This is a genomic window from Amycolatopsis halotolerans (assembly GCF_042647905.1).
GTDB classification, from domain to species: domain Bacteria; phylum Actinomycetota; class Actinomycetes; order Mycobacteriales; family Pseudonocardiaceae; genus Amycolatopsis; species Amycolatopsis halotolerans.
On record NZ_JBHRWI010000028.1, the window covers coordinates 12,123 to 35,718 of the forward strand.

Genomic DNA, 23,596 nt, shown 5'->3' on the forward strand with positions numbered 1-23,596 from the left:
CTCAGGGTTCCCCTCACGGACTTCGGAGATCAGGAGGGCTTGATGAAGCTGGGCTTTCACCTCGGGTACTGGGGGAGCGGGCCGATCCCGGGCGCGCGGGAGACCGTGCTCGAAGCGGAACGGCTCGGGTTCGACTCGGTGTGGTCGGCCGAGGCGTACGGGTCGGACGCGTTCACGCCGCTCGCCTGGATCGGCGAGGCGACCAGCCGGATCAAGCTCGGCACGAACATCGTGCAGATGTCCGCGCGCACCCCGACCGCGACGGCGATGACCGCGCTGACCATGGACCACCTCTCCGGCGGCCGGTTCGTGCTCGGGCTCGGCGCGTCCGGGCCGCAGGTGGTGGAGGGCTGGTACGGCCAGCCGTATCCGAAGCCGCTGGCGCGCACGCGCGAGTACGTCGAGGTCGTGCGCAAGGTGCTGGCCCGCGAGGAACCGGTGACCCTCGACGGGCAGTTTTTCCAGCTGCCGCTGCAGGGCGGGACCGGACTGGGCAAGCCGCTCAAGCCGACCGTGCACCCGCTGCGCGCCGACCTGCCGATCTACCTCGCCGCCGAAGGCCCGAAGAACGTCGCGCTGGCCGCGGAAATCTGCGACGGCTGGCTGCCGCTGTTCTTCTCGCCCAAGTCGGACGCGTTCTACCGGACCGCGCTGGAGGAGGGTTTCGCCCGCCCCAGCGCGCGGCGGAGCGGCCTGGACGGTTTCGAGGTGGCCGCGTCGGTGCCGGTGATCGTGCACGACGACGTCGAGGAGGCGGCGAGCTTCATCAAGCCCGCGCTGGCGCTGTACATCGGCGGAATGGGCGCGAAGAGCGTGAACTTCCACCACGACGTCTTCGCCCGGCTCGGGTACGCGGACGTGGCGGACAAGGTGCAGGAGCTTTACCTGGCCGGGCGCAAGGAAGAGGCGGTCAAGGCGATTCCGACTTCGCTCGTCGAGGACACCTCGCTGATCGGGCCCGCAGAGAAGATCCGGGAGGAACTGTCCGCTTGGGAGGCGACGGTGGTGACGACGCTGCTGCTGCGCGGGGACGCGGGATCCTTGGCGAAGGCGGCGAAAGCGCTGTCCTGACCCCTCGACCCCTCGGGGCGACCCCGCGTATTTCGTCGGCACCGCGAGCACCCGGCGTGCGTCAAAGCGGCGGTCGCGACGCTGCCGCACGTGGTCAGTGTCGAGAGCAACTACCGGACGAATGTCGGCATGGGCCGGACCGGCAATGTGGTGATCGATGCCGACACCGACGACGAGGCGGTGCGGCGGACCGTGCTCGCGGCGGCGTTCCCGGCGATCGTCAAGGCCGCCGACGGGGACCCCGAGGCCAGTCTCGGCATCCAGGTCGTCTCGGCGTCGAGCGGCACCGCGGTCACGCCGGCGGACCTCGGCTACTCCGGGACCGGAACGCTCGGCAGCTACCGGGCCTTCCTCGCCGGACACCCTGAGCTGCACCCGTGAAAGGCCTGTCCGGAAAGCAAGGCGGTAGTCGGCCCGGTACGGCCGGTGCATCACGACGGTGGCACGATTCCTCCCGACCACTACCGGGAACCGGCGAAGATCCATTAGGCATGCGTTCGTCGTTCCGCCTTCGAGGAGGACCTTTGGCGTCGCTGTCCCGCCGCACGAGATTCCGCTACTCGCTCGGCTCCTTCGTCACCGGCGGGTTCGGCACGGTGCCGGGGCTGCTCCTGCTGCCGTACCTCACCGACACGATGGCCGTGCCCGCGGCGGCGGCCGGGGTGATCGTGTTCGTGCCCAAGGCGTGGGACGTGGTCTTCAACCCGATCGCCGGACGGCTGTCCGACGCCGACCTCGCGCGCACCGGCAGCAGGCGGCGGTTCCTGCTGCGCGGCGGGATCGGCGTCGCGATCCTGTTCGCCGCGCTCTTCGCGCATCCCGGCTTCGGCACGCCGGTGTGGGACGCGGCGTACGTCGTGGCGATGTTCTTCCTGTGCGCCACCGCGTACGCGTTCTTCCAGGTGCCGTTCAACGCGCTTCCGGCCGAGCTGACCGATTCCGCCGAGGAACGCACGAAACTCACCAGCGTCCGGATCGGCGTGCTGGCGGTCGCGGTGCTGGTGTCCGGCGGCGGCGCCCCGGCGATCACCGACCTGCTGCCCGGCGTGGCGGGCTACCGGGTGATGGGCCTGGTGATGGCGGTGATCATCCTGGCCGCCACGCTCGGCGTCTACTTCGGCCTGAAGGGCGCGCCGGTCGGCTCGCTGCGGCCCAACACGGTGCGGCTCAAGGAGTTGGCGCGCACCATCGCGCAGTGGCGTTCGTTCCGGTGGCTGCTGGGCGTCTACTTCATCCAGGCGCTCGGCATCGGCACCGTGCTGGCCGCGATCCCGTACTTCGCGCAGCACGTGCTCGGCGACCCGAGCTACCGCACCTACCTGTTCGTCGGCTTCGTCGGGCCCGCGCTCGTCACCATGCCGGTGTGGCCGCGCCTCGGCGCGCGCTGGGGCAAGCTCGTCGGATTCCGGATCGCCACCACGTCGTTCTTCGTCGGCCTGGTGGCGATGTACTTCGCCGACAAGCTCCCGTTCGCCGCGACGCTGGTGTTCGTCGCGCTCGCCGGCGTCGGCTACGCGGGCATTTCGGTGTTCCCGCTGGCGATCCTGCCGGACCTGATCAGCGCCGAGGAGGAACGGACCGGCGAGACCCGGGCGGGCGTCACCGCCGGGGTGTGGACCGCGTCCGAGACGCTCGGGCTCGCGCTCGGACCGGGACTGCTCGGCATCGTGCTGCAGGCCGGGAGCTACGTGTCGAGCACCGGCTCCACTGCCGTCCCCCAGCCGCCGTCGGCGATCACCGCGATAGTGATCGGCGCTTCGGTGCTGCCCGCGGTGCTGATCGCGCTCGGCATCCCGCTGCTGCGCCGTTCGGTGCTGGAGAAGCGGCCGTGAACGACGTCCTCGCGCGGCTGCGCGAACTCCGCTCCGGCGACCTGCCGACGCACGGCGGCCGCACGCTGGCTTACGTGTACGACAGCGGACTGTCCGAAGTGGACGAAATCGCCGCCGCCGCGCACGCGCTGGCCAGTTCGGCCAACGGACTCGACCCGACCGCGTTCCCCAGCCTCCTGCGCATGGAGAACGACCTGGTCGCCCGCGCGGCCGGACTGCTCGGCGGCACCCCGGACACGGTCGGCGCGGTGACGTCCGGCGGCACTGAATCGTGCCTGCTGGCGGTCCTCGCCGCCCGCGACTCCCGGCCGGACATCGAGGCGCCTTCGATCGTGCTGCCGGAAACCGCGCACGCCGCGTTCCACAAGGCGGCGCACCTGTTCGGCGTCCGGAAGGTCGTCGTGCCGGTCGATCCGGAGACCTTCCGCGCGGACCCGGCGGCGGTGGCCGAGGCGATCGACGACTCCACCGTGCTCGTCGTGGCGAGCGCGCCTTCGTACGCACACGGCGTCGTCGACCCGATCCCGGAAATCGCCGCTGCGGCTTCGGCGCGCGGAGTGCGCATGCACGTCGACGCGTGCATCGGCGGCTGGGTGCTGCCGTACTTCGCGAAGCTCGGCGCGGACCTGCCGCCGTTCGACTTCCGCGTCCCGGGCGTCACCAGCATTTCGGTGGACCTGCACAAATACGCCTACTGCGCCAAGGGTGTCTCGGTGCTGCTGCACGCTTCCGCGGAACTCCGCCGGACGCATTTCTTCGCGAGCGCGGCGTGGCCCGGCTACACGATGCTCAACCCGACGCTGCAAAGCACCCGTTCCGGCGGTCCGCTCGCCGCCGCGTGGGCCGTCGTGCACCACCTCGGCGAGGACGGCTATCTGAAGCTGGCCTCGCGCACGCGGGAAGCGGTGGACCGGATTCGCGCGGGCGTGGCTTCGATTCCGGGTCTGCGCGTGCTGGGCGACCCGGTGTCGACGCTGGTGGCGTTCACCGGCTCGGACGGCTTCGACCTGTTCACCGTCGCCGACGAGATGAAGGCGCGCGGCTGGTACGTGCAGCCGCAGTTCGCGCACGGGACTTCTCCGTTGAACCTGCACCTCACCGTCACCGCCGCCAACCACGGCAGCGAACCGGAATTCCTCGCTGATCTAACGGCTTCCGTCGAGGCGGCGCGCGCGGACGGTCCCGTGCGGGTCGATCCGGACGTCGCCGCGTTCGTGGCCGCGCTGGACCCGGGGACGCTGACGTCCGAGCAGTTCGGCGGGCTGCTCGCCGCGGCGGGCCTGACCGGTGCGGCCGGGCTGCCGGAGCGGATGGCGCCGGTCAACGCGCTGCTGGCGGTCGCGCCGGAACCGTTGCGGGAGCGGCTGCTGGTGGAGTTTTTGGGCGCGCTGTACACGCCGTCGCGGGACTAGCACAACCGAACGGCCGCTCGCCCGTCCAGTGATCATGGGGAGTGCTGAGGAAAACCGAAGGCCGGACCTGGTGCTGGCCGCGGTCGTGTTCCTGCTCGGCTGGCTGCTGGCCGCCGCCGTGAGCTACTTCGTCGTGCCGATCAGCGGCGTGATCCCAGTGCCGGTCATCGTGCTGACGGCGGGAGCGTGGCTGACCGCGGCGACGGCGACGGGCATCAGCGCGTGGCTGGTGTGGCGAGGGCTGCGCTGGCCGGGCCTCGCCGGATACGCGGTGCTCACCGCGGCGTGCGCGGTGCTGATGGCCAGCACCAACTGGGTGCACTTCTACGCCGCTACCTGGTACTCGATGCACCGGGCGGACTATGCCGACGTGCTGCGCTCCCTGAACGGGCTCAAGAGGGGCGAAAAGCCGCCGCCGGCGATTTCGCGGATCAACAACGACCCGGACCGGCCGGTGTGGTTCGTCCGCGCCTGGGCGGGGATTCCCGACTGCGCCGCCGGGTTCGCCCACTTCAGCGGTTCCCCGGAGAAGTACCTTCCCGGCCGTCCCGTCGACTCGTACGACTACCTCGACGGCCTGGGCTGTGCCGTCCGCCCGACGGTCGACCTGGGCGACGGCTGGTGGTGGGTCGAGTAGCCGTTTCGCAACCGGGCTGGCTGCGAAACGGCCCAGACCTCAGAGGGCCCGGCTGAGGAGCGGCAGCAGCCGTTCCCAGTGGCGTCGCAGGCCATCGGCGTCGAAAGAATCGGTGTCGGCCATGGTGAATCCGTGGATGGTGCCGGGGTAGATCTCTGATGTGTAGCTGACCCCTGCCGCATCAAGAGCTTCATTGAGTTCGCCGAGCGTCTCCGGCGTCAGGTCGGAAGCGGCGTGTCCGAAGTGCGCCTGCGCGGTGAGCCGAGCGAAACTCTCCGGCCCGGCAGCGCCGACCGGCGCGTGGAAGCCAGCGACAGCCGCCACCTGATCCGGGTGGGCCGCCGCGGTGCGGACTGCGTGGAGGCCGCCGACGCAATAGCCGGTGACCCCGACCGGTCCGGCGCTGACTTCCGGCTGAGCGGTGAGGAAGTCGAGGTACGCGCTGGCGTCGCGCAGCACCAGTTCAGGGGTGTGCGCTTCGATCAACGGCATCACCTGGGCGAAGACCCCGGGGCGCTCGTCCGCCCCGATGAACTCCGGAAGTTCGAGCACGGGCGCGGGGCCCTGCCGATAGAAATAGTTGGGTACGAGCACGTAGTAGCCGTGCGAGGCCAGGTGGAGGGCCAGTTCGCGCAGTGCGGGCCGGATGCCGAAACCGTCGGCGTACATCAGGACGCCTGGGTGCCGCTCGCCGTCGTCGGGGAACGCGGCGAAGGCGTCGGCTTGGCCGTCAGGGGCGGGGATCAGCAGAGTCTTGCTGGGCATGAATGTCTCCTGTCGTCGTTGAGGTGCCTGTGGTCACGACGAAGGAGGCGGGGCCCGCGCGGCGCTCAGAAGAGTGCCGGGTAGCCGATCCGTGAGTGGCGCGAAGCCGTCCCGGTAGTCATCGCTGATCAACCTAGCCCACCGGGCGGCGCCGGTCGAGCCGGTATCCCGGCGCTTGACGTCAAGTCCGCTTGATGTCGAACACTGGCGGCGATCGACACGAACGCTGGAGGCAGGCATGAGCAAGGCGATGGGGTTCCGCGAGCTGGGCGGGCCGGAAGTGCTGCGGCTGGAGGAGGTGCCGGAGCCGCATGCCGGACCGGGGGAGGTGCGGATCCGGATGGAGGCCGCGGGGCTGCAGGCGTTCGACGTCGCGGTGCTCGCCGGGCTCATCCCGGTGCCGGAACCGGGCGCGTTCACCGTGCCGGGCAACGAGTTCGCCGGGGTGATCGACGAAATCGGGGAAGGCGTCGAAGGGTTCGCGGCCGGCGACGAGGTGCTCGGCTTCGGCAGGCTGGGCGCGTATCAGGAACTGGTCGTCGCCGGGCGGGACCAGGTGGTGCCCAAGCCGCCGGAGATGCCGTGGGAGGTCGCGGGCGCGTTCACCGCGGCGGCGCAGACTGCGGACATCGCGGTCGAGGTGATCAACGTCGGCCCCGGTGACACGGTGCTGGTGCACGGCGCGGCAGGCTCTGTCGGGGCGATGGCGGTGCAACTGTCGCGGCTGCGCGGGGCGAAGGTGCTTGGGGTCGCGCGTCCGGCGTGGCACGAGCAGGTGCGGGCACTCGGCGCGATTCCCCTTGCCTACAGCGAGGATTTCGTCGAACGGGTGGCTCCGCACGGCGTCACGGCGTCGATCGACGGGGTCGGCGGTGCCGCACTGGAATACACCTTGGAGCTGATCAAGGACCGGTCCCGGATTCTCACCCTGGTCGAGCATGACCGCGCCGACGAACTGGGCGTCCGGCTCACGGTGAACGACCGCTCGGCGGCCCGCCTCGGGCGGCTGGCGGGCTTGTACGCGAAAGGCGAGCTGACGCACCGCATCATGGCGACCTTCCCGCTCGCCGAAGCCGCCGAAGCGATGCGGACCTACCAGGCGGGCAACATCCACGGCAAGATCGCGCTCACGATGGACTGACCTGGTCCTGGTGGAAGTACCGCTTCCCCCGTGACGCCGACGCCAGCGCGGCGACCAGCGCCATCGCCGCGGCCGCGACGAACACCGTGACCAGTCCGTCGTGGAACGGCCCGGAAATGAGGGTCGGGAAGAACTCCTTGCCGGTCAGCGCGGCGGAATCGGCGGGGGAGAGCTGGCCGAGCACGCCGGGGCCGACCAAGTGCGCCACCGGGTTGCTGCCCAGGAAAGCGGCGAAGAGGGTGCTCACCGGCGGCAGTTGGGCGATGTTCGCGGCGACGTCCGCGGGGACGCCGTGCGCCTGCAGCCCGCCGGTGAGCGTCGACGGCAGCGAGCCGGCCAGTCCGGCGATCATCAGCGAGAAGAACACGCCGATGGACAGCGACGTCCCGGAATTCTGGAACGTCGAGCGCATGCCGGACGCGACACCGCGCTGGTTGTCCGGCACGCTGCTCATGATCGCGGAGGTGTTGGGCGCGGAGAACATGCCCTGTCCGATCCCGCTCAGCACGAGCAGCGCCGCGAACGCCGGGTAGCTGAAGTCCACCGGCAGCGCGAGCAGGCCGAGGAAGGATCCGGCGACCAGCAGCAGCCCGCCGGTGGAGAACAGCCGCGCGCCGAAACGGTCGGAGAGGAATCCGGAGACCGGACCGGCGATCAGGAACCCGGCGGTGAGCGGCAGCAGGTAGATCCCGGCCCACAGCGGGGTCTGCTCGTAGTCGTAGCCGTGCAAGGGAAGCCAGATCCCCTGCAGCCAGATGATGAGCATGAACTGCATCCCGCCGCGCGCGATCGCGGTGAGCAGCGCGGCGAGGTTCCCGGCGGTGAACGCGCGGATGCGGAACAGCGACAGCTGGAACATCGGCGCCGGCACCCTGGTCTCGATCACGCAGAACGCCGCGAGCAGCGCGATCCCGGCGCCGAGCCCGCCGAGCACCCACGGGTTGCCCCAGCCGGTCGCCGCGCCGCCGTAGGGCTGGATGCCGTAGGTGATCGAGGCGAGGACGACCGCGGTGCCGAGCGCGAAAGTGACGTTGCCGCCCCAGTCGATCCGCGACCGCTGCGGACGGCTGATCTCGCGGAGGCTGCGGATCGACCAGACGGTGCCGAAAACGCCGAACGGCACGCTCACCCAGAACACCGCGCGCCAGTCGAGTTCGGCCAGCAGGCCGCCCGCGACGAGACCGAGGAACTGCCCGGCCAGCGCGGTGATCTGGTTGACGCCCAACGCCATTCCCCGCTGTTCGCGCGGGAACGCGTCGGTGAGGATCGCCGCGGAGTTCGCGGTGAGCATCGCGCCGCCGACGGCCTGCACCACCCGCCAGCCGATCAGCCAGAGCGCGCCGCCGCCCGCGTGGAACGGGTCGAACGACAGCGCCACCGAGGCGGCGCTGAAGATCACGAACCCGACGTTGTACATCCGGACGCGGCCGAACATGTCGCCGAGCCGCCCGAGCGTGACCACCAGGACCGCGGACACCAGCAGGTAGCCGAGGATCATCCACAGCAGGTAGCCGATGTTGGCCGGGGCCAGCGGGTCCAGGCCGATGCCGCGGAAGATCGCGGGCAGCGAGATGATCACGATCGAGCCGTCGAGCGCCGACATCAGCACGCCGAGAGTGGTGTTGGAGAGCGCCACCCACTTGTACCGCCCGCTGTGCCGCGTCTGGGTTTCGCTCGTCCGGTCCGCCACAATCGACAGTCTAGACTGATAAACCTAGCCTGTTCAACTGGTGCGAAACGGGTATCCCGGACGAACGGGCTCGTGAGCGGCTATGCCGGTTCTCACCGGGTGGTTCTCACCGGGATTGCCACTCACGAGCCCCTAGTGGACGTGCACCGGTTCCCAAACGGGGAACGGGTCGGCAGCGGCCGCCGTGTCAGTCAGGCAGCTCTCGAGCGCGTCGAGCAGCGCGGCGTGCTGAAGCCCGACGCCGATGAACACCAGTTCCTGCCGGGGTTCGTCGGCGACGCCCTGCGGTTCGAACCGTGCGACGCTGCCTGCCTGTGACCACAGCCCGAGCGTGCCCGGCCGGGTGCTGAGGCTGAAGAATCCCTTCGACCGCAGCACCGTGCCGAACTCGCCGGAATCGAGCCGCGAGGTCACGAACTCCCACAACCGCACCGGATCGAACGCCCGCGCGGAGCGGAACACGACGCTGGAAATGCCGTACTCCTCGGTCTCCGGCACGTGGTCGCCGTTCAGCTCCGCCACCCAGCCCGGCGCCTGCTGCGCGCGTTCAGCGTCGTACCGTCCGGTGCCGAAGACCCGTGCCAGCGGCACCCGGCCGAACTCCGCGGACACGACGTCGGCCGCGGGGTTGAGCCGTCGCAGCGAGGCGAGCAGGCGGTCCCTTTCGGGCGGCGTGACCAGGTCGGTCTTGTTGAGCAGCAGCACATCCGCGAACTCGACCTGGTCCATCAGCAGGTCGCTGACCGTCCGCTCGTCGCCGTCGTACTGGTCCAGCCGGCGCTCGGCCAGGCTGTCCCCCCGGGCCAGTTCGCGAGCGAAGTTCGCCGCGTCCACCACGGTGACCATCGTGTCCAGCCGCGCCGACGACAGCACCGGAGTGCCGTCGCCGGCGGGGAAGGAGAACGTCGCGGCCACCGGCATCGGCTCGGAGATCCCGCTGGACTCGATGAGCAGATGGTCGAACCGCCCGTCGTCGCACAGCCGCGCGACCTCCTCGAGCAGATCCTCGCGCAGGGTGCAGCAAATGCACCCGTTGGTCATCTCGACCAGCCGCTCGTCGGTCCGCGACACGCTGTCCCGCACGAGCGCGGCGTCGATGTTGACCTCGCTCATGTCGTTCACGATCACCGCGACGCGCAGGCCGTCGCGGTTGGCCAGGATCCGGTTGAGCAGCGTGGTTTTCCCGGCGCCCAGGAATCCGGAAAGGACAGTGACCGGGACGCTCACCGCTCAAGCCGCTGGAAGTGCTTGATCAGCTTGCGCGGCACCAGCTTCCGCTCGCCGTCGACGACGATCGGCACCAGGTCCGGCACGGCCGCCTTCCACTGCGAGCGCCGGGACCGGGTGTTGCTGCGCGACATTTTCCGCTTCGGGACGGCCATCAGCGCGCACCCCCGCTCCGGCGCTGCCCGTAGCGGCGGTGGAACTTCTCGACCTGGCCCGCCGAGTCGAGGATCCGCTGGGTGCCGGTCCAGAACGGATGCGACCACGCGCTGATGTCGACCACCACGAGCGGGTAGGTGTTGCCGTCGGACCAGTCGATCGTGCGGTCGGAGGTGGCGGTGGAGCGGGTCAGGAACGCGTCGCCGGTCGACGAGTCCTTGAAGACCACCGGGTGGTAGTCGGGGTGGATGCCGGGTTTCACAGGGTTTCGTCCTTCTGGTTGGCGGCGTTGGCGTGCCGGTCGGGTTCTTCGGTTTCTTCACAGGGGTCTTCGTGCCAGTCCCCGAACGGGTCGGGGTACGCGCGCCAGGCCGCTTCGCCCTCGGCCAGTTCGGCGTCGGTGAGCAGGGCTGCCCGCAACGCGCTCTCGATCTCCGCCGGCGCGGCCTGGTCGGCGACGATCACCAGTTCCTGCGCGCGGTCGCCGTGCACCGGGTCCCAGCGCAGCGAGGCGAGCGTGCGGCGTTCGGGGGAGACGTCGGCCCAGTCCGGTCCGTCCGGCGAGGCGAGCCACGGCCCGGCGTGCCCGATGCCGAGTCCGCCGCCCGCCGATTCGATCCAGAACGCGACGTCCGGCTGGCTCGCGACCCAGGCCCGGCCGCGGGTGCGGACCACGCCGTCGAGCAGCACGTCGATCGCCTCGTGCAGCCGCTCCGGGTGGAATGGGCGCCGCGCGGTGAACCGCAGCAGTTCGATGCCGCAGTCCGGGTGCAGCGGGGGCGCACCGCGCAACAACGCGCCGTGCAGGTCGGTGACCTCGCCGCGCCGGGCGTCGGCGGGGATCGCGGCGAACAGTCTGGCGGCGTCGGTGCGGGCCAGCTCGACACGGGGCACGGACGGCGCGACCCGGTCCAGCACTGCCGAGGATTTGGCTGCACACCAAGCATCCGGGGCGGCTCCGGCGAGCACGACCACGTCCGCGGATTCCACTTGGGACAGTGCGACCTGGGCGACCGTCCGCTCGTCCTCGGGGCTGCCGTGCAGGCCACGCTCGGCGAGCAGGTCGTCGCCGGTGACGTCGGCGAGCCAGGTTGCGCAGTCGAGCACGGTGAAGACCGCTTCGAGCTCGACGTCGTCGCTCACCGGGCGGTCGCCGACCAGGACGTTGCGGATCGCCCAGCTCACCGGTTCCGGCTCCATCGCCTCGTCGAGCCGCACCACGATGCGGTCGACCTGAGGCATCCGGGCCAGCCGGCGCAGCAGCGGCAGCAGGTCCTCGCGCAGCGTGCAGTTGACGCAGCCGTGCGCGAGTTCGAGCGGCGTCAGCTCGTCGCGGCCGCGCAGGCGGATCCGGCGGCGGACGACGCCGGACCCGATGTCGCGCAGGTCGTGGTGGACGACGGCGGTGCCGGGCCCGGCGCGGAGCAGGAGGGCGGCGAGCGCATCGTTCGGGGCCGGGGCGATCCCGCTGCAGAGCACGAGCGGGACACGCGGACGTGGGGGCACTGGATCTCCAGACGACGGGGCGGGTACGGTGACGAGCGTAGTTGAACATGAATGTCACTATCAACTTGGGAGGGTCCGTGTCAGCCGTGTGCCAGGTCACCGGCCGCAAGCCGGGCTACGGCAAGCAGGTCTCGCATTCGCACCGCCGCACCTCGCGGCGCTGGGAGCCGAACCTGCAGACGCGCCGTTACTACGTGCCGAGCCTCGGCCGCTCGGTGCGGCTCAAGGTGTCGGCGAAGGGCATGAAGACGATCGACAAACGCGGCATCGACGCCGTCGTCGCCGATCTCGTGGCGAAGGGAGTGAAGCTCTAGATGGCGAAAAGCACCGACATCCGGCCGATCGTCAAACTGCGGTCGACCGCGGGGACCGGCTACACGTACGTGACGAAGAAGAACCGCCGCAACAATCCGGACCGGATGGTGCTGCGCAAATACGACCCGGTGGCGCGCAAGCACGTCGAATTCAAGGAAGAGCGCTGATGGCGAAGAAGTCGAAAATCGCGAAGAACGAGCAGCGGAAAGTGATCGCCGCGCGGTATGTCGAACGCCGGCGCGCGCTCAAGGCGGTGATCGCGTCGCCGTCCGCGTCGCCGGAGGAGAAGGCCGACGCAGTCGTGGCGCTGCAACGCATGCCGCGTGACGCCAGTCGCACGCGCATCCGCAACCGCGACGCCGCAGACGGCCGCCCGCGCGGCTACCTGCGGAAGTTCGGGTTGTCCCGGGTGCGCATGCGGCAGATGGCGCACAACGGGGAGTTGCCCGGCGTCTCGAAGTCGAGCTGGTGAGCGCCATGCCTAAACCAGACCGTGCGCCGCGCCGCCGCCCGAACCCCTTCCACACGGCCGGAATCACCAGGGTTGACTGGAAAGACGTCGACCTGCTGCGGAAATTCATCTCCGACCGCGGCAAGATCCGGGCCCGCCGGGTCACCGGATTGACGCCGCAGCAACAGAAACAGGTGGCGACCGCGATCAAGAACGCGCGGGAGATGGCGCTGCTGCCGTACCCGACGGCGGCGCGGAGCTGAAAAACCGGATGCGGGCAGCGGGCACGGCGCGCGACCATGGCCGGGTGGAGTGGTGCCGGTGCCGGATCGACACCGCGGCAACGGAAACAGGCGGCGATCGTGGTCAAGAAGCACCGCCGCCGGATCCGGCAGCAGTGCAGGGCTGAACCCGCGGACGCGGCTGGGCGGACGCGGGGCCCGTCCAGCCGCGGCCTGCTCCTACCCGAGTTTCCAAGCCACCGCGTGCGTCTTGTAGCCAGTGGTGTCCGCGCTCCCGACCACGTACCCGCTGTCGGTGATCCACTCGCCCTTGCTGTAACTGCCGCCCGGCAGAATCCCGAACCGCACGGTGTTCCCGTTGTCGTACCAAACAGTCGCGCGGTTCTGCGAAGCCCCCACCGCGTTCCCGTTCGAGTCGACCCCGGCGACGTCCCCGTCGATGAGATACACATTCCCGTCCGGATCCCACAGCACCGAATCGCGGTCCGGCGGATAGAGATAGCCGCTCCCGGTCACGTACCCGGCGGGGCTGACCTGATTGAGCCAGACCGGATGCGGGCTCGGCCATTGCAGGCGCCGCACGACCCCGTCGCGGTCCCAGGTCACCGGCGCGGAGTTCCCGTGCTCGACGTCGGTCAGGTGCCCGGCGATGGTCCCGTTCCGGTTCATGACGTTGTTCGCGCTGGACCACGCCGTCGGGGCCAGGTCGGTGATCGGACCGCCGTTCACCCATCGCACCGAGTGCGCCTTCGCGGGGTTGGAATCCTGGCCCGAGACGATGGCGCCGTCGGCCGAGATGCCGGTGGCGATGGCCCACGTGTCGCCGGGCAGCGTGCCGAGGTCGGTGACCTGGCCGTTCGGGTCCCAGCGGAACGGGTGCTGCAGGCCGTCCGGCGTCTGCCATTCGCCGACGACCACGCCGGTGTCGCTGATCTTCTCGCCCATCGCGTTGTGGTAGCCGGGCGGAAGCGACATCAAGGTCACCTGACCGGCGGCGTCCCAGCGCGCGGGGATGGCGATGGTCGGCGTCAGCACGTACCCGGCGGCGACGCCCTGGCTGTTGATGGCGCGTGCCTGTCCCTGAGTGGCGCCCGGCGTCGGCAGCGCGGTCGGATGCCCGGCGGTGTCCCAGCGGACCGGGTGGTCGAGGCGCGGGTCGCGGCCCGCCGACGACGTGCCGACCGCCGTCCCCGCCTCGTTGACCGCCAGCGCCAAGCTTTGGTCGTCCCCGGGCAGCGGAGCGAGGTCCGTCGGCGCGAGCGGATCGGCCTGCGCGGTCCCGGTCGTCGCGCCCGCGAACACGAGCAGGGCGGCGGCGAGCGAGCACGCGCGTCTTCGTCTGGTCGCACTGTTCCTGGTCATCATGACTCCCCATCTGATCCGGCAGTGTTTGATCCGGCACTGTGCGACGAGAAGTCGTTTCCCCAGGGACCAGTGGTACGACCCGCGCGCGGAATTACTCCCGTGACGCCGGATTTGCCTGCGGACAGCCGACGCATTTTTGCCGTCGTGTTAACCCTGGCGGCCTAGCGGCGTGGCATGACCCACGCCCGGCGTGCGAACCGGTGCCCCGCCCATAACTCCGCCTTCCTCCCCTCCTCCGCCCTCAACGGAGGCGCCGTGCGCCGCTGTTAGATTCCTGGCATGGACGACCCGCACTACCTTTCCGGACTGAACCTGACCGGCCGCCGCGTCGTGGTCTTCGGCGGCGGTTCAGTCGCTCAGCGCCGGCTGCCCCGGCTGATCAGCGCGGGCGCCCGCGTCGAACTGGTGTCGCCGCACACGACGCCGTCGGTGCAGGGGATGGCGGACGCGGGGGAGCTGGTCTGGCATCAGCGTCGCTACACCGAGGGCGACCTGCGGGACGCCTGGTACGCGCTGGCGTGCACGAACAGCCCGGAGACCAACGCCGAGATCTGCGCCGAGGCGGAGCGCGAACGCGTCTTCTGCGTCCGCGCCGACGAGGGCGAGTCCGGTTCGGCGGTGACCCCGGCGACCGGACGGCACGGCGGCCTCCTGTTCGGCGTCCTGTCCGGCGGCGAGCCGCTCCGCTCGGCCGCGGTCCGCGATTCGATGCTGGACGGCCTGCACGCGGGCACGATCGAGGACGGCCGCCAGCCGCGTCCGGAAGGCACGCTGCCCGGTGTCGCGCTGGTCGGCGGCGGGCCCGGCGACCCGGACCTGATCACCGTCCGCGCCCGGCGGCTGCTGTCGCGCGCCGACGTCGTGGTCGTCGACCGGCTCGGCCCGCGCGATCTGCTGGACGAGCTCGCGCCGGAGGTCGAGGTCGTCGACGCGGCGAAGATCCCGTACGGCCGCGCGGCGAGCCAGGACGTGATCAACCGGACGCTCGTCGAGAAAGCCAAGGAAGGCAAGTTCGTCGTCCGGCTCAAGGGCGGCGACCCGTACCTGTTCGGCCGCGGCTTCGAAGAGGTCCAGGCGTGCGCCGAAGCGGGCGTTCCGGTGACCATGGTCCCGGGCATCACCTCGGCGTTCGCGGTGCCCGCGGTGGCGGACGTCCCGGTGACCCACCGCGGCGTCGCGCACGAGGTGGTCGTCGTGTCCGGGCACGTCGCGCCGGGCGACGAGCGGTCGCTCGTGGACTGGTCGCTGCTGGCCCGGATGCGCGGCACGATCGTGCTGATGATGGGCGTCGAACGGCTGCCGAAGTTCGCCGCCGCCCTGCTCGAAGGCGGCCGTCCGGGCGACACGCCGGTCGCGGTGATCGAGGACGGGACGATGCGGACCCAGCGAGTCCTGCGGTCGACGCTCGCCTCGGTGGCGGACGAAGCGGCCGCCGCGGGCGTGCGCCCGCCCGCGGTGATCGTGTTCGGCCCGGTCGCCGGACTTGACCGGAATGAGGCCGGATAACGCCAGGCAGCGTGCCATTCGCGCGCGAAGATGTCCGGCATGACCCTGCCTGCCTTGCCTGAGGAGTCCTTCCAGCGCGTGCTCTGCGTCGTGGCGCACCCCGACGACATGGAGTACGGCACGTCCGCGGCCGTCGCCCGCTGGACGGCGCGCGGCATCGAGGTCGGGTACCTCCTGCTCACCCGCGGCGAGGCAGGCATGCCGAACCCGCCCGAGGAGACAGCCCGGCTCCGCGTCGCCGAGCAGCGCGACGCCTGCGCGGCCGTCGGCGTCGAGCGGCTGACCGTCCTCGAACATCCGGACGGCGTGCTCGTCTACGGCCTCGACCTGCGCCGCGACATCAGCCGCGAGATCCGCCGGTTCAAGCCCGACGTCGTGCTCGGCTGCGGGTTCGACGTCGAAACGCCCTACGGCTTCGACCAGGCCGACCATCGCGCAGCCGGACTCGCGACGCTCGACGCGATCCGCGACGCGGGCAACCGGTGGGTCTTTCCGGAGCAGATCGACGACGAGGGCCTGGCTCCGCATTCAGCGCGCTGGTACCTCGTGCCGGGGCTCGCCGGTTCGGGCGCGACGCACGGCGTCGACGTCACCGGCGAGCCGTTGCGGCGCGGCATCGCTTCCCTGGAAGCGCACGCCGCGTACCTGGCCGCGCTGCCGGACCACCCCGCGCCCGCGGACTTCATCCCGCAGTTCGCGGCGATGAGCGGCAAGGACCTGGGTGTCGCGCACGCGGTCCTGTTCCGCGCCCACGACCTGCAAGCGCCGCCCGCGTTCCCCGACGCCGACCAGGAGTGACCCGCGACGTTCCGTGAAGGACTCCTTGAGGGAATCAGATTCCCCCAAGGAGTCCTTCACGGAACGTCGGGCTACGGGGCTAGGCGGGGTAGCGGCGGAAGGCGAAGTCCCGGATCGCCGCGCTGAGCCGCTTCGGGTCGAATCGCAGTTCGACCGGGCTGCGGGCCCGCACGAACTCGGCGTTCGGCAGGTCCTCGGCGAGGCTGCCCGCGTCGCCGAACGGGTGGATCGGGTCGCCCTCGTGGCCGATCACCAGCGTCGGCGTCGTGATCGTGCCGCGGATCGACTTGGGCGGCGCGATCCGGCCGAACAGCACGCCGTGCAGCAGCGCGGCCATCGGCGCCGGGTCCTGGCTCAGCGTGTCCGTGATGACGTCGACCCACTGATTCCCGTGCGGCACGAGATGGGCGGCCAGCGACACCCCGCGCACCGTCGCGGGCAGGAAGCGCGCGGCGAACAGCAGCGGCGCGAAAGTCAGCAGCCCGGCGACGATCGCGTTGTCCAGCACCGGCATCTCGACCACCAGTCCGCGCGCTCGCGACGGCGCGGCGACGGCCACTTCCAGCGCCACGTTCGCGCCCAGCGAGGTCCCGCCGACCACCGCGTCCTCGATCTCCAGATGGTCGAGGAGCGCGACGGCCTGCTCGCCGAACGCGGGCATCGAATAGCGCCACGACTGCGTCGGCCGGTCGGAATCGCCGTGGCCGAGCAGGTCGAGCGTGACCACGCGGAACCCGGCGCGCGCGAGGCGCCGGGCCAGCGGCGCGTGCATCCGCCGGGTGAACATGATCCCGTGCATCAGCACCACGACGCGGTCGCCGCTGCCGTATTCGGTGTAGCACAGGCGCTGGCCGTCGTGCCGGAACGAACCGGACAGCTCGATCGGCCGGGCCTTGCGGGCCGCCGCGGGTTCCGCCGGCGGGGCGTCGGCGACGGGCACGGGTGCCGGATCCATACGGGCGCCTCCCTCTCCACCTCGGGTCTCCAGGAAAGCATCCCGCAGCCGCGTTGGCACAGTGTCAACCGGATGAGCTGGGGTCGGCCCGATGAGTCAAGATGACCGCATGACCGAACCAGTAGCCGCCCTTCCCGAACTCGCCTCGCTCCGCGTCGACCTCGACGGCCCGGTCGCCGAGGTGACCCTGCTCGGCCCGGGCAAGGGCAACGCGATGGGCCCCGACTTCTGGCGCGAGCTGCCGCAGGTGTTCGCCGCCCTCGACGCCGACCCGCGCGTGCGTGCCGTGGTCCTCGCCGGAAGCGGCAAGCACTTCTCCTACGGCCTCGACCTGCCCGCGATGATGGGCAGCTGGGCTCCGCTGCTGGCCGGCGACGCGCTGGCCGGGCCGCGCACCGAGTTCCACCGCGAGGTCCAGCGGCTGCAGCAGGCGGTCAGCTCGATCGCCGAGTGCCGCAAGCCGGTGGTCGCCGCCGTGTCCGGCTGGTGCATCGGCGGCGGCGTGGACGTCATCACCGCCGCCGACATCCGCCTGGCCAGCGAGGACGCCAAGTTCAGCGTCCGCGAGGTGAAGGTCGCGATCGTCGCGGACATCGGCAGTCTGCAGCGCCTCGCGCCGATCATCGGCGAGGGCCACGTCCGCGAACTCGCCCTGACCGGCAAGGACATCGACGCCGCCCGCGCGGAGAAGATCGGCCTGGTCAACGACGTGTACCCGGACCAGGAGACGCTGCTGGCCAAGGCTCGCGAACTGGCCGCGGAGATCGCCGCGAACCCGCCGCTGGTCGTCCAGGGCACCAAGCAGGTGCTCTCGACCAACACCGAACGCCAGGTCGCCGAAGGCCTGCGCTACGTCGCCGCGTGGAACTCGGCGTTCCTGCCGAGCAAGGACCTCCAGGAAGCCGTCCAGGCCTTTATGGAGCGACGGGCGCCGGAGTTCAAGGGCGAGTAAAACAGGCACGGGAAAGCGAGCACGAGGAGTACGACGTGAGCAACGGCGCTGAGGTCACCGGCTACCAGGCATTCCGCGCGGCGCGGGACTATCTGCAGGCCCATCGCGAGGACTACGAAACTGCCTATCGCGAGTTCGCGTGGCCGCGGCTGGACGAGTTCAACTGGGCGACGGACTGGTTCGACGCCGTCGCGGCGGATCCGGCGAACGCGCAGCGGTACGCGCTGTGGATCGTGGAAGAAGACGGCTCCGAGAACCGCTGGACGTTCCCGGAGATGTCCGCCCGGTCCAATCAGGTCGCGAACTGGCTGCGCGGCCTCGGCGTCTCGCGCGGCGACCGGGTGATCGTCATGCTCGGCAACCAGGGCGAGCTGTGGGAGACCATCCTCGCGGCGATCAAGCTGGGCGCCGTCGTGATCCCGGCGTCCACGCTGCTCGGACCGGCCGACCTGGTGGACCGCGTCGAGCGCGGCAACGCGAAGCACGTCGTCGTGCGCGACGTCGACGCGGAGAAGTTCGCCGACGTCGCGGGCGACTACACGCGGATCGCGGTCGGCGAACCGGTTTCCGGTTGGCACGCCTTCGAAACCGCGTACGCCGAGCCGGCCGAATTCACCCCGGACGGGGTCACCCGCGCCGAGGACCCGCTGCTGCTGTACTTCACCTCGGGCACCACCGCGAAGCCGAAACTCGTGCAGCACACGCACGTTTCGTACCCGGTCGGCCATCTGTCCACAATGTACTGGATCGGGCTGGAACCGGGCGACGTCCACCTCAACATCTCGTCGCCGGGCTGGGCCAAGCACGCGTGGAGCAACTTCTTCGCGCCGTGGAACGCCGAAGCGACCGTGTTCCTGTACAACTACGCGCGGTTCGACGCGGCCGCGCTGATGGCGCAGATGGACCGGTGCGCCGTCACCAGTTTCTGCGCGCCGCCGACGGTGTGGCGGATGCTGATCCAGGCCGACCTCACCGCGCTGCGGACGCCGCCGAAGAAGGTCGTCGGCGCGGGGGAGCCGCTCAACCCCGAGGTGATCGAGCAGGTCGAGAAGGCGTGGGGCGTCACCATCCGGGACGGCTTCGGGCAGACCGAAACCAGCGTCCAGGTCGCGAACACGCCGGGCCAGGACGTCGTGGCCGGTTCGATGGGCCGCCCGCTGCCCGGGTTCGCGGTCGCGCTGGTCGACCCGGTCACCGGCGAGCGCGCGACCGAGGGCGAGATCTGCCTCGACCTCGCGCACCGGCCGGTCGGCCTGATGGCGGGCTACGCGGACGACGACGAGCGCACGTCGGCCGCCTTCGCGGGCGGCTACTACCACACCGGCGACGTCGGTTCGGTCGACGAACGCGGCTACATCACCTACGTCGGCCGCACCGACGACGTCTTCAAGGCGTCGGACTACCGGATCTCGCCGTTCGAGCTGGAGAGCGTCCTGCTGGAGCACGAAGCGGTCGCCGAGGCGGCCGTGGTGCCCGCGCCGGACCCGATCCGGCTGGCCGTGCCCAAGGCGTACGTGGTGCTCACCTCCGGGAACGAGCCGGACGCCGAAACCGCGCGGGCGATCCTCGCGTACGCGCGCGAGCACCTCGCGCCGTACAAGCGGATCCGGCGGCTGGAATTCGGGGAGCTGCCGAAGACCATCTCGGGCAAGATCCGCCGGGTCGAACTGCGCGGCAGGGAAGGCGGCGAGCGGCCCGAGGGCGAGTTCCGCGAGGACGACTTCCCGGATCTCAAGTCCTGAGCCGCGGCGGTGGCACCGGTCCTATTCGGCCGGCACCACCGCCGCCAGCACGGTCTGCTCGCCCTTGCTGCACGTCGTGCCGCCCTGCGCGGCGGGCGGGCCGGAAACGCACAGCCAGCCGTCGACGGTCGCGTTGACCGGGTTGTTCGAGCCCGCGGCCTGCCGGCCGTTGATCGCCTGGTGGAACTTCTTGACCAGCGCCATCGCGTCCGCGCACGGGATGGCTTTGTTGTCGTACACGTACAACGTCATCCCGCTCGCCGCGGTGACAGTGCCGCAGGTGCCCGGATTGACCGGCGGAGCCTGTTTCGACGGCTTCGGCGCGGCCGCGGTGCTGCTGGGGGCGGCCGGCGGGCTGCTCGCGCCCCCGGTCGCCGGCAGCGGCGGGGGAGCGTGCGTGCTCGGCGCGGCCGAGGCGATCGCGGAGGGCGCCGACGGGGCGGCCGCCGGTGGCGCTTGATCCCCCGAACAGGCGGTGAGCGCGGGCAAAACCACCACAGCCGCGCACAGCGGCCCGTACACGGTTTTCGACGGGAGCACCGCGATCCTTTCGCCGGGGTCGCGCCCATTCTGGCCCCTCGCGCCTCGCTGAGCGGCACCGACACACCGGAGCGGGCGTCGTCCAGTCTACTGTGGACGGTTGTTTTCCGGTTCCGGACCGGGAAATCCGCATCGCCGGGGCGCATCGTTCGGAGGAATCCGGCCCGCGGCGGTTAACGCTCGGCGGTCCCGCGCCGACGTAGAGGGCAGGCGCCCCGCGCGTTCCAGGTCCCCGAAGCCCGACGCCAGAGAGCACGAGTCACCGAAAGCATGAGCACCGAAGCCGCCCCCGCAGCCGAGACCGACCTCCCGACCGATCCGCCGACCGAACCCTGCAGTGTGGTGTGGTGCGGCGGCCGCCCCTACGTCCTCGAGGCCGGGGCCGTGCGCCCGCGCTGGGTGGGCACCGACGGCCGCGGCCGTCCGGAAACGCTGAGCACCGCGCAATTGCGGCGCCGCGGCTGGAGCCACCGCCGCGCGGCCGGCCGCCGCCGCTCCCGCTGAGACTTCCGCCGGGGTCGCGTCCGGAACCGGGGAGGAGTCCCGGACGCGGCCCGGCGGATCCGCCGGATTCCCCGTCACCGCACCGATTCGCCCGCGCCGTGAGCGGAATCGTTCCAGCCGCGCACCGGCTCCGCCGGATCCCCGCACAGAGTCCCGCACGAGGTCTCGCGGCGGAACATGGCGTTCCGTATAGCGGAACAGTTCGCGCCGGCCTCCCCTCCGGCGGCTGTCCTCGCAGCTTCGACGGCCGCCGCGGCACAACCCCGGCCCCGCCGTTCACCCCGCCGGGACGAACGCCGCGGCTCCGCCCGCTCTAGGCTGGCCGCGTGACCACGGTCCCCGACGAGCCCAAGACCGAGCCCTCCCTGTGGCGGCAGGCGCTCACCATCCCCAACCTGCTGTCGCTGCTGCGGCTGGCGGGCGTCCCGGTGTTCCTCTGGCTGCTGCTCGGCCCGAAAGAGGACGGCTGGGCGCTCGCCCTGCTGATCTTCTCCGCGCTCACCGACTGGCTCGACGGCAAGCTCGCCCGCTGGCTGGACCAGATGTCGCGGCTCGGCCAGCTGCTCGACCCCGCCGCGGACCGGCTCTACATCCTCGCCACGCTCGTCGCCTTCCTGATCCGCGACATCATCCCGTGGTGGGTCGTCGTCCCGCTGGTGCTGCGCGAGCTGGTGCTGGGCGTCTGCGTGATGCTGCTGCGCCGCGGCGGGTTCGCGCCGCCCGAGGTCACCTACATCGGCAAGGGCGCGACCTTCGTCCTCATGTACGCCTTCCCGTTCCTGCTGCTCACGCAAGGCGGCTCGGACGTCGCCGCGGTCGCGCGGCCGATCGCGTACGCGTTCATGGTGTGGGGCGGCGTCCTGTATGTCTGGTCCGGCGCGCTCTACGTCGTGCAGGCGGCTCGCGCGCTGCGCACCCGGTGATGGAAGATTGCCGTCAGCATCGCGAGCACAGTCGGCACCAGGAAGGGGAGCGGCGTTGACCACTCCGGAAGAACTGCGCTACACCGAGGAGCACGAGTGGGTCGCGACCCGCGAGGGTTCGCTCGTGCGGGTGGGGATCACCGAATACGCGCAGGACCAGCTCGGCGACGTCGTGTTCGTCGACCTGCCCGAGGTCGGCAGGCAGGTCGGGGCGGGCGACGCCTTCGGCGAGGTCGAGTCCACGAAGAGCGTCTCCGAGCTGTTCGCGCCGGTCGGCGGCGAGATCGTCGCGGTGAACTCCGCGGTCGCCGAGTCGCCCGAGCTCGTCAACTCCGACCCCTACGGCGAGGGCTGGCTCGTGGAGATCCGGCTCGACGACCCGGCCGGTCTCGAGGCGCTGCTCGAGGCCGAGGCGTACGAGGCTCTGATCAAGGGCTGAGCCGCTCGGCCCGGCGCCGGAGCCTCAAGGGGAGCCCGAGGGTTCCGGGCCGGTCGGGCACGGTACGTTGACAGCTACACGTTCTTGGTCGATGGCAACACTTCATGCGTAGAGGAGAGCTCAGGTGAGCACGAACGACGGGCCCGGCGTTCCCCCGGAGCAGTCTCCGGAGCGGACCTCTGTCTTCCGGGCCGATTTCCTGGCCGACATGGAAGGCCAGCAGGAGTCCGCGCCGGCCGCCGAGGCACCGGTGCAGGGCGTCGACGCCCTGCCGCCGGGTTCCGCCCTCCTGGTCGTGAAGCGCGGGCCCAACGCGGGCTCCCGCTTCCTGCTCGACCGCGACACCACCAGCGCGGGACGGCACCCCGACAGCGACATCTTCCTCGACGACGTCACGGTTTCCCGCCGCCACGCGGAATTCCGGCGCGAGGGCGGGGAGTTCGTCGTGATCGACGTCGGCAGCCTCAACGGCACCTACGTCAACCGCGAGCCGGTCGACCAGGCCGTCCTCGCCGGCGGCGACGAGGTGCAGATCGGCAAGTTCCGCCTGGTCTTCCTGACCGGCCCGGGGCACGGGGGCCAGGGGGCGCAGTGACGGCGGCCGGGCAGCCCGGTCGTCAGGAGGCCCGGCGGGACGGGTTGAGCATCGGGGCGGTGCTCGCGCAGCTGCGCGGGGACTTCCCCGATGTCACGATTTCCAAGATCCGCTTCCTCGAGGCGGAGGGCCTGGTCCGCCCGGGCCGCACGCCCTCGGGGTACCGGCAGTTCGCGCCGGCGGACGTGGAACGCCTGCGGTACGTGCTGTCCGCGCAGCGCGACCACTACCTCCCGCTGAAGGTCATCAAGGAGCAGCTCGACGCGGCCGACGCGGGCGCGCAACCGCCCGCGCCGGTCCCGTCGGCTCCCCAGCTGCCGCGCCGGCTCGTGCCGCTCGGCGACGGGAGCGATCCCGCCGGACTGCCCGCGGCGGCGGACTTCGAGACCGGGCCGGAGCTCCGGCTCACCCAGGAAGACCTGCTGGAGCAAGCGGGAATCGACGACGCGACGCTGGCCGAGCTGTGCCAGTACGGCCTGCTGCGCCCCGGCGCGGCGGGTTTTTTCGGCCCGGAATCGGTGCTGATCGCCCGCACGGTCAAGGCGATGACGGAGTTCGGGCTCGAGCCGCGGCACCTGCGCGCGTTCCGCGCCGCGGCCGACCGCGAGGTCGGCCTGCTGGAGCAGATCGTGACCCCCGCGTACCGGCATCGTGACGCGGACGCGAAAGCCCGCGCGGACGAGGTGGTGCGCGAACTGGCCGCGCTGTCGGTCACCCTGCACACGCTGCTCGTCAAAGCCGGCATCCGCGGCGTCGCCGGCGACTGACCCTGTATGCCCGAGACGCGTTTTCCGTCACTTGTCAATGACTGAACCTCAGCGCCGGGATGCCG

Annotated in this window: 29 protein-coding genes; 20 read left to right on the plus strand and 9 right to left on the minus strand. The window is 71.0% G+C overall.

The genetic code is table 11. The features are described 5' to 3' along the window. The first annotated feature begins 42 nt into the window (after nt 1–42). The 5 genes from ACFORO_RS23880 (at nt 43) to ACFORO_RS23900 (ending at nt 4,952) form a co-directional block, all read left to right on the plus strand. Nucleotides 43–1,071 (plus strand): LLM class F420-dependent oxidoreductase, encoded by a 1,029-nt coding sequence (locus ACFORO_RS23880; protein ID WP_377875208.1) that lies wholly within the window; start codon nt 43–45, stop codon nt 1,069–1,071. Nucleotides 1,072–1,161: 90 nt separating this feature from the next. After that, nucleotides 1,162–1,452: a hypothetical protein gene (locus tag ACFORO_RS23885; RefSeq protein WP_377875210.1), complete on the plus strand. Its 291-nt coding sequence runs from the start codon at nt 1,162–1,164 to the stop codon at nt 1,450–1,452. Nucleotides 1,453–1,595: 143 nt separating this feature from the next. Further along, complete coding sequence (locus ACFORO_RS23890) at nt 1,596–2,903, plus strand: MFS transporter (RefSeq protein ID WP_377875212.1); 1,308 nt, start codon at nt 1,596–1,598, stop codon at nt 2,901–2,903. After that, nucleotides 2,900–4,315, plus strand: coding sequence for a pyridoxal phosphate-dependent decarboxylase family protein (locus ACFORO_RS23895; protein ID WP_377875214.1), 1,416 nt, complete (start codon nt 2,900–2,902; stop codon nt 4,313–4,315). The genes ACFORO_RS23890 and ACFORO_RS23895 overlap by 4 nt, the downstream gene beginning before the upstream one ends. Nucleotides 4,316–4,349: 34 nt before the next feature. After that, entirely contained in the window at nt 4,350–4,952 is a 603-nt protein-coding gene (locus tag ACFORO_RS23900) for a hypothetical protein (protein WP_354734872.1), read from the plus strand. 39 nt (nt 4,953–4,991) lie between these two features. Here ACFORO_RS23900 and ACFORO_RS23905 read toward each other — a convergent pair whose 3' ends face one another. Then, nucleotides 4,992–5,717 (minus strand): dienelactone hydrolase family protein, encoded by a 726-nt coding sequence (locus ACFORO_RS23905; protein WP_377875217.1) that lies wholly within the window; start codon nt 5,715–5,717, stop codon nt 4,992–4,994. Nucleotides 5,718–5,955: 238 nt separating this feature from the next. Here ACFORO_RS23905 and ACFORO_RS23910 point away from each other — a divergent pair, with 238 nt between their 5' ends. Next, entirely contained in the window at nt 5,956–6,858 is a 903-nt protein-coding gene (locus ACFORO_RS23910) for an NADP-dependent oxidoreductase (RefSeq protein ID WP_377875219.1), read from the plus strand. On the opposite strand, the gene ACFORO_RS23915 is transcribed toward ACFORO_RS23910, so the two are convergent. From ACFORO_RS23915 to mrf, 5 genes are all read right to left on the minus strand, one after another. Continuing rightward, nucleotides 6,845–8,548 carry an MFS transporter gene (locus tag ACFORO_RS23915; RefSeq protein ID WP_377875221.1) on the minus strand — a complete coding sequence of 568 codons (1,704 nt, stop codon included), beginning with the start codon at nt 8,546–8,548 and terminating at the stop codon, nt 6,845–6,847. The two genes, ACFORO_RS23910 and ACFORO_RS23915, sit on opposite strands and share 14 nt — an antisense overlap. Nucleotides 8,549–8,680: 132 nt before the next feature. Continuing rightward, nucleotides 8,681–9,775, minus strand: coding sequence for a GTP-binding protein (locus ACFORO_RS23920; RefSeq protein ID WP_377875223.1), 1,095 nt, complete (start codon nt 9,773–9,775; stop codon nt 8,681–8,683). Then, nucleotides 9,772–9,930 carry a 50S ribosomal protein L32 gene (rpmF, locus tag ACFORO_RS23925; protein WP_009078889.1) on the minus strand — a complete coding sequence of 53 codons (159 nt, stop codon included), beginning with the start codon at nt 9,928–9,930 and terminating at the stop codon, nt 9,772–9,774. The genes ACFORO_RS23920 and rpmF overlap by 4 nt, the downstream gene beginning before the upstream one ends. Continuing rightward, complete coding sequence (locus ACFORO_RS23930) at nt 9,930–10,193, minus strand: type B 50S ribosomal protein L31 (RefSeq protein WP_182889052.1); 264 nt, start codon at nt 10,191–10,193, stop codon at nt 9,930–9,932. Before ACFORO_RS23930 ends, rpmF begins: the two co-directional genes overlap by 1 nt. After that, nucleotides 10,190–11,437: a ribosome hibernation factor-recruiting GTPase MRF gene (gene mrf, locus ACFORO_RS23935; protein WP_377875227.1), complete on the minus strand. Its 1,248-nt coding sequence runs from the start codon at nt 11,435–11,437 to the stop codon at nt 10,190–10,192. The genes ACFORO_RS23930 and mrf overlap by 4 nt, the downstream gene beginning before the upstream one ends. Before the next feature lie 77 nt (nt 11,438–11,514). Between mrf and rpmB the strand changes: the two genes are divergently transcribed. Genes rpmB through rpsR form a run of 4 tightly spaced genes read left to right on the plus strand, consistent with a single transcriptional unit; the run spans nt 11,515 to nt 12,466 of the window. Further along, nucleotides 11,515–11,751 carry a 50S ribosomal protein L28 gene (gene rpmB / locus ACFORO_RS23940; protein ID WP_354734864.1) on the plus strand — a complete coding sequence of 79 codons (237 nt, stop codon included), beginning with the start codon at nt 11,515–11,517 and terminating at the stop codon, nt 11,749–11,751. Continuing rightward, nucleotides 11,752–11,919, plus strand: coding sequence for a 50S ribosomal protein L33 (gene rpmG / locus ACFORO_RS23945; protein ID WP_037805699.1), 168 nt, complete (start codon nt 11,752–11,754; stop codon nt 11,917–11,919). After that, nucleotides 11,919–12,224 carry a 30S ribosomal protein S14 gene (rpsN, locus tag ACFORO_RS23950; RefSeq protein WP_009078881.1) on the plus strand — a complete coding sequence of 102 codons (306 nt, stop codon included), beginning with the start codon at nt 11,919–11,921 and terminating at the stop codon, nt 12,222–12,224. Before rpmG ends, rpsN begins: the two co-directional genes overlap by 1 nt. Beyond that, on the plus strand, nt 12,221–12,466 hold the full coding sequence (gene rpsR, locus ACFORO_RS23955; RefSeq protein WP_377875230.1) for a 30S ribosomal protein S18: 246 nt from the start codon (nt 12,221–12,223) through the stop codon (nt 12,464–12,466). The genes rpsN and rpsR overlap by 4 nt, the downstream gene beginning before the upstream one ends. 198 nt (nt 12,467–12,664) lie before the next feature. Here rpsR and ACFORO_RS23960 read toward each other — a convergent pair whose 3' ends face one another. Continuing rightward, the gene (locus tag ACFORO_RS23960; protein ID WP_377875232.1) at nt 12,665–13,807 is read right to left on the minus strand and encodes an HAF repeat-containing protein; all 1,143 of its coding nucleotides are present in this window, start codon (nt 13,805–13,807) and stop codon (nt 12,665–12,667) included. Nucleotides 13,808–14,089: 282 nt separating this feature from the next. Between ACFORO_RS23960 and cobA the strand changes: the two genes are divergently transcribed. After that, nucleotides 14,090–15,316: a uroporphyrinogen-III C-methyltransferase gene (cobA, locus tag ACFORO_RS23965; RefSeq protein WP_354734856.1), complete on the plus strand. Its 1,227-nt coding sequence runs from the start codon at nt 14,090–14,092 to the stop codon at nt 15,314–15,316. 30 nt (nt 15,317–15,346) lie between these two features. Next, nucleotides 15,347–16,114 carry a PIG-L deacetylase family protein gene (locus ACFORO_RS23970; RefSeq protein ID WP_377875235.1) on the plus strand — a complete coding sequence of 256 codons (768 nt, stop codon included), beginning with the start codon at nt 15,347–15,349 and terminating at the stop codon, nt 16,112–16,114. A 79-nt stretch (nt 16,115–16,193) separates the two neighbouring features. On the opposite strand, the gene ACFORO_RS23975 is transcribed toward ACFORO_RS23970, so the two are convergent. Next, nucleotides 16,194–17,069, minus strand: coding sequence for an alpha/beta fold hydrolase (locus ACFORO_RS23975; protein WP_354734854.1), 876 nt, complete (start codon nt 17,067–17,069; stop codon nt 16,194–16,196). Between the two features lie 109 nt (nt 17,070–17,178). Here ACFORO_RS23975 and ACFORO_RS23980 point away from each other — a divergent pair, with 109 nt between their 5' ends. Then, complete coding sequence (locus tag ACFORO_RS23980) at nt 17,179–18,021, plus strand: crotonase/enoyl-CoA hydratase family protein (RefSeq protein WP_377875237.1); 843 nt, start codon at nt 17,179–17,181, stop codon at nt 18,019–18,021. Between the two features lie 35 nt (nt 18,022–18,056). Next, nucleotides 18,057–19,763: an AMP-binding protein gene (locus ACFORO_RS23985; protein ID WP_377875240.1), complete on the plus strand. Its 1,707-nt coding sequence runs from the start codon at nt 18,057–18,059 to the stop codon at nt 19,761–19,763. Nucleotides 19,764–19,784: 21 nt separating this feature from the next. Here the strand turns inward: ACFORO_RS23985 and ACFORO_RS23990 are convergent, their stop codons facing one another. Then, entirely contained in the window at nt 19,785–20,015 is a 231-nt protein-coding gene (locus ACFORO_RS23990; protein WP_037714276.1) for a hypothetical protein, read from the minus strand. Between ACFORO_RS23990 and ACFORO_RS23995 the strand changes: the two genes are divergently transcribed. The 6 genes from ACFORO_RS23995 (at nt 19,993) to ftsR (ending at nt 23,531) form a co-directional block, all read left to right on the plus strand. Next, complete coding sequence (locus tag ACFORO_RS23995) at nt 19,993–20,223, plus strand: hypothetical protein (RefSeq protein ID WP_354734851.1); 231 nt, start codon at nt 19,993–19,995, stop codon at nt 20,221–20,223. The two genes, ACFORO_RS23990 and ACFORO_RS23995, sit on opposite strands and share 23 nt — an antisense overlap. A 350-nt stretch (nt 20,224–20,573) precedes the next feature. Then, entirely contained in the window at nt 20,574–20,807 is a 234-nt protein-coding gene (locus ACFORO_RS24000; RefSeq protein ID WP_354734850.1) for a hypothetical protein, read from the plus strand. Nucleotides 20,808–21,133: 326 nt separating this feature from the next. Then, entirely contained in the window at nt 21,134–21,730 is a 597-nt protein-coding gene (locus ACFORO_RS24005; RefSeq protein WP_354734849.1) for a CDP-alcohol phosphatidyltransferase family protein, read from the plus strand. 55 nt (nt 21,731–21,785) lie between these two features. Next, nucleotides 21,786–22,169, plus strand: coding sequence for a glycine cleavage system protein GcvH (gene gcvH, locus ACFORO_RS24010; protein ID WP_354734848.1), 384 nt, complete (start codon nt 21,786–21,788; stop codon nt 22,167–22,169). A 124-nt stretch (nt 22,170–22,293) separates the two neighbouring features. Continuing rightward, nucleotides 22,294–22,764, plus strand: coding sequence for a glycogen accumulation regulator GarA (gene garA, locus ACFORO_RS24015; RefSeq protein ID WP_009078859.1), 471 nt, complete (start codon nt 22,294–22,296; stop codon nt 22,762–22,764). Next, nucleotides 22,761–23,531, plus strand: coding sequence for a transcriptional regulator FtsR (ftsR, locus tag ACFORO_RS24020; RefSeq protein ID WP_354734847.1), 771 nt, complete (start codon nt 22,761–22,763; stop codon nt 23,529–23,531). The genes garA and ftsR overlap by 4 nt, the downstream gene beginning before the upstream one ends. Nucleotides 23,532–23,596 lie beyond the last annotated feature (65 nt).

Coding starts and splice junctions, on each gene's coding strand:
- ACFORO_RS23880 (WP_377875208.1), top strand. CDS start 43: ATGAAGCTGGGCTTTCACCTCGGGTACTGGGGGAGCGGGCCGATCCCG.
- ACFORO_RS23900 (WP_354734872.1), top strand. CDS start 4,350: ATGGGGAGTGCTGAGGAAAACCGAAGGCCGGACCTGGTGCTGGCCGCG.
- ACFORO_RS23905 (WP_377875217.1), bottom strand. CDS start 5,717: ATGCCCAGCAAGACTCTGCTGATCCCCGCCCCTGACGGCCAAGCCGAC.
- ACFORO_RS23910 (WP_377875219.1), top strand. CDS start 5,956: ATGAGCAAGGCGATGGGGTTCCGCGAGCTGGGCGGGCCGGAAGTGCTG.
- rpmF (WP_009078889.1), bottom strand. CDS start 9,930: ATGGCCGTCCCGAAGCGGAAAATGTCGCGCAGCAACACCCGGTCCCGG.
- rpmG (WP_037805699.1), top strand. CDS start 11,752: ATGGCGAAAAGCACCGACATCCGGCCGATCGTCAAACTGCGGTCGACC.
- rpsN (WP_009078881.1), top strand. CDS start 11,919: ATGGCGAAGAAGTCGAAAATCGCGAAGAACGAGCAGCGGAAAGTGATC.
- ACFORO_RS23960 (WP_377875232.1), bottom strand. CDS start 13,807: ATGACCAGGAACAGTGCGACCAGACGAAGACGCGCGTGCTCGCTCGCC.
- cobA (WP_354734856.1), top strand. CDS start 14,090: ATGGACGACCCGCACTACCTTTCCGGACTGAACCTGACCGGCCGCCGC.
- ACFORO_RS23970 (WP_377875235.1), top strand. CDS start 15,347: ATGTCCGGCATGACCCTGCCTGCCTTGCCTGAGGAGTCCTTCCAGCGC.
- ACFORO_RS23975 (WP_354734854.1), bottom strand. CDS start 17,069: ATGGATCCGGCACCCGTGCCCGTCGCCGACGCCCCGCCGGCGGAACCC.
- ACFORO_RS23980 (WP_377875237.1), top strand. CDS start 17,179: ATGACCGAACCAGTAGCCGCCCTTCCCGAACTCGCCTCGCTCCGCGTC.
- ACFORO_RS23990 (WP_037714276.1), bottom strand. CDS start 20,015: ATGACGTTGTACGTGTACGACAACAAAGCCATCCCGTGCGCGGACGCG.
- ACFORO_RS24000 (WP_354734850.1), top strand. CDS start 20,574: ATGAGCACCGAAGCCGCCCCCGCAGCCGAGACCGACCTCCCGACCGAT.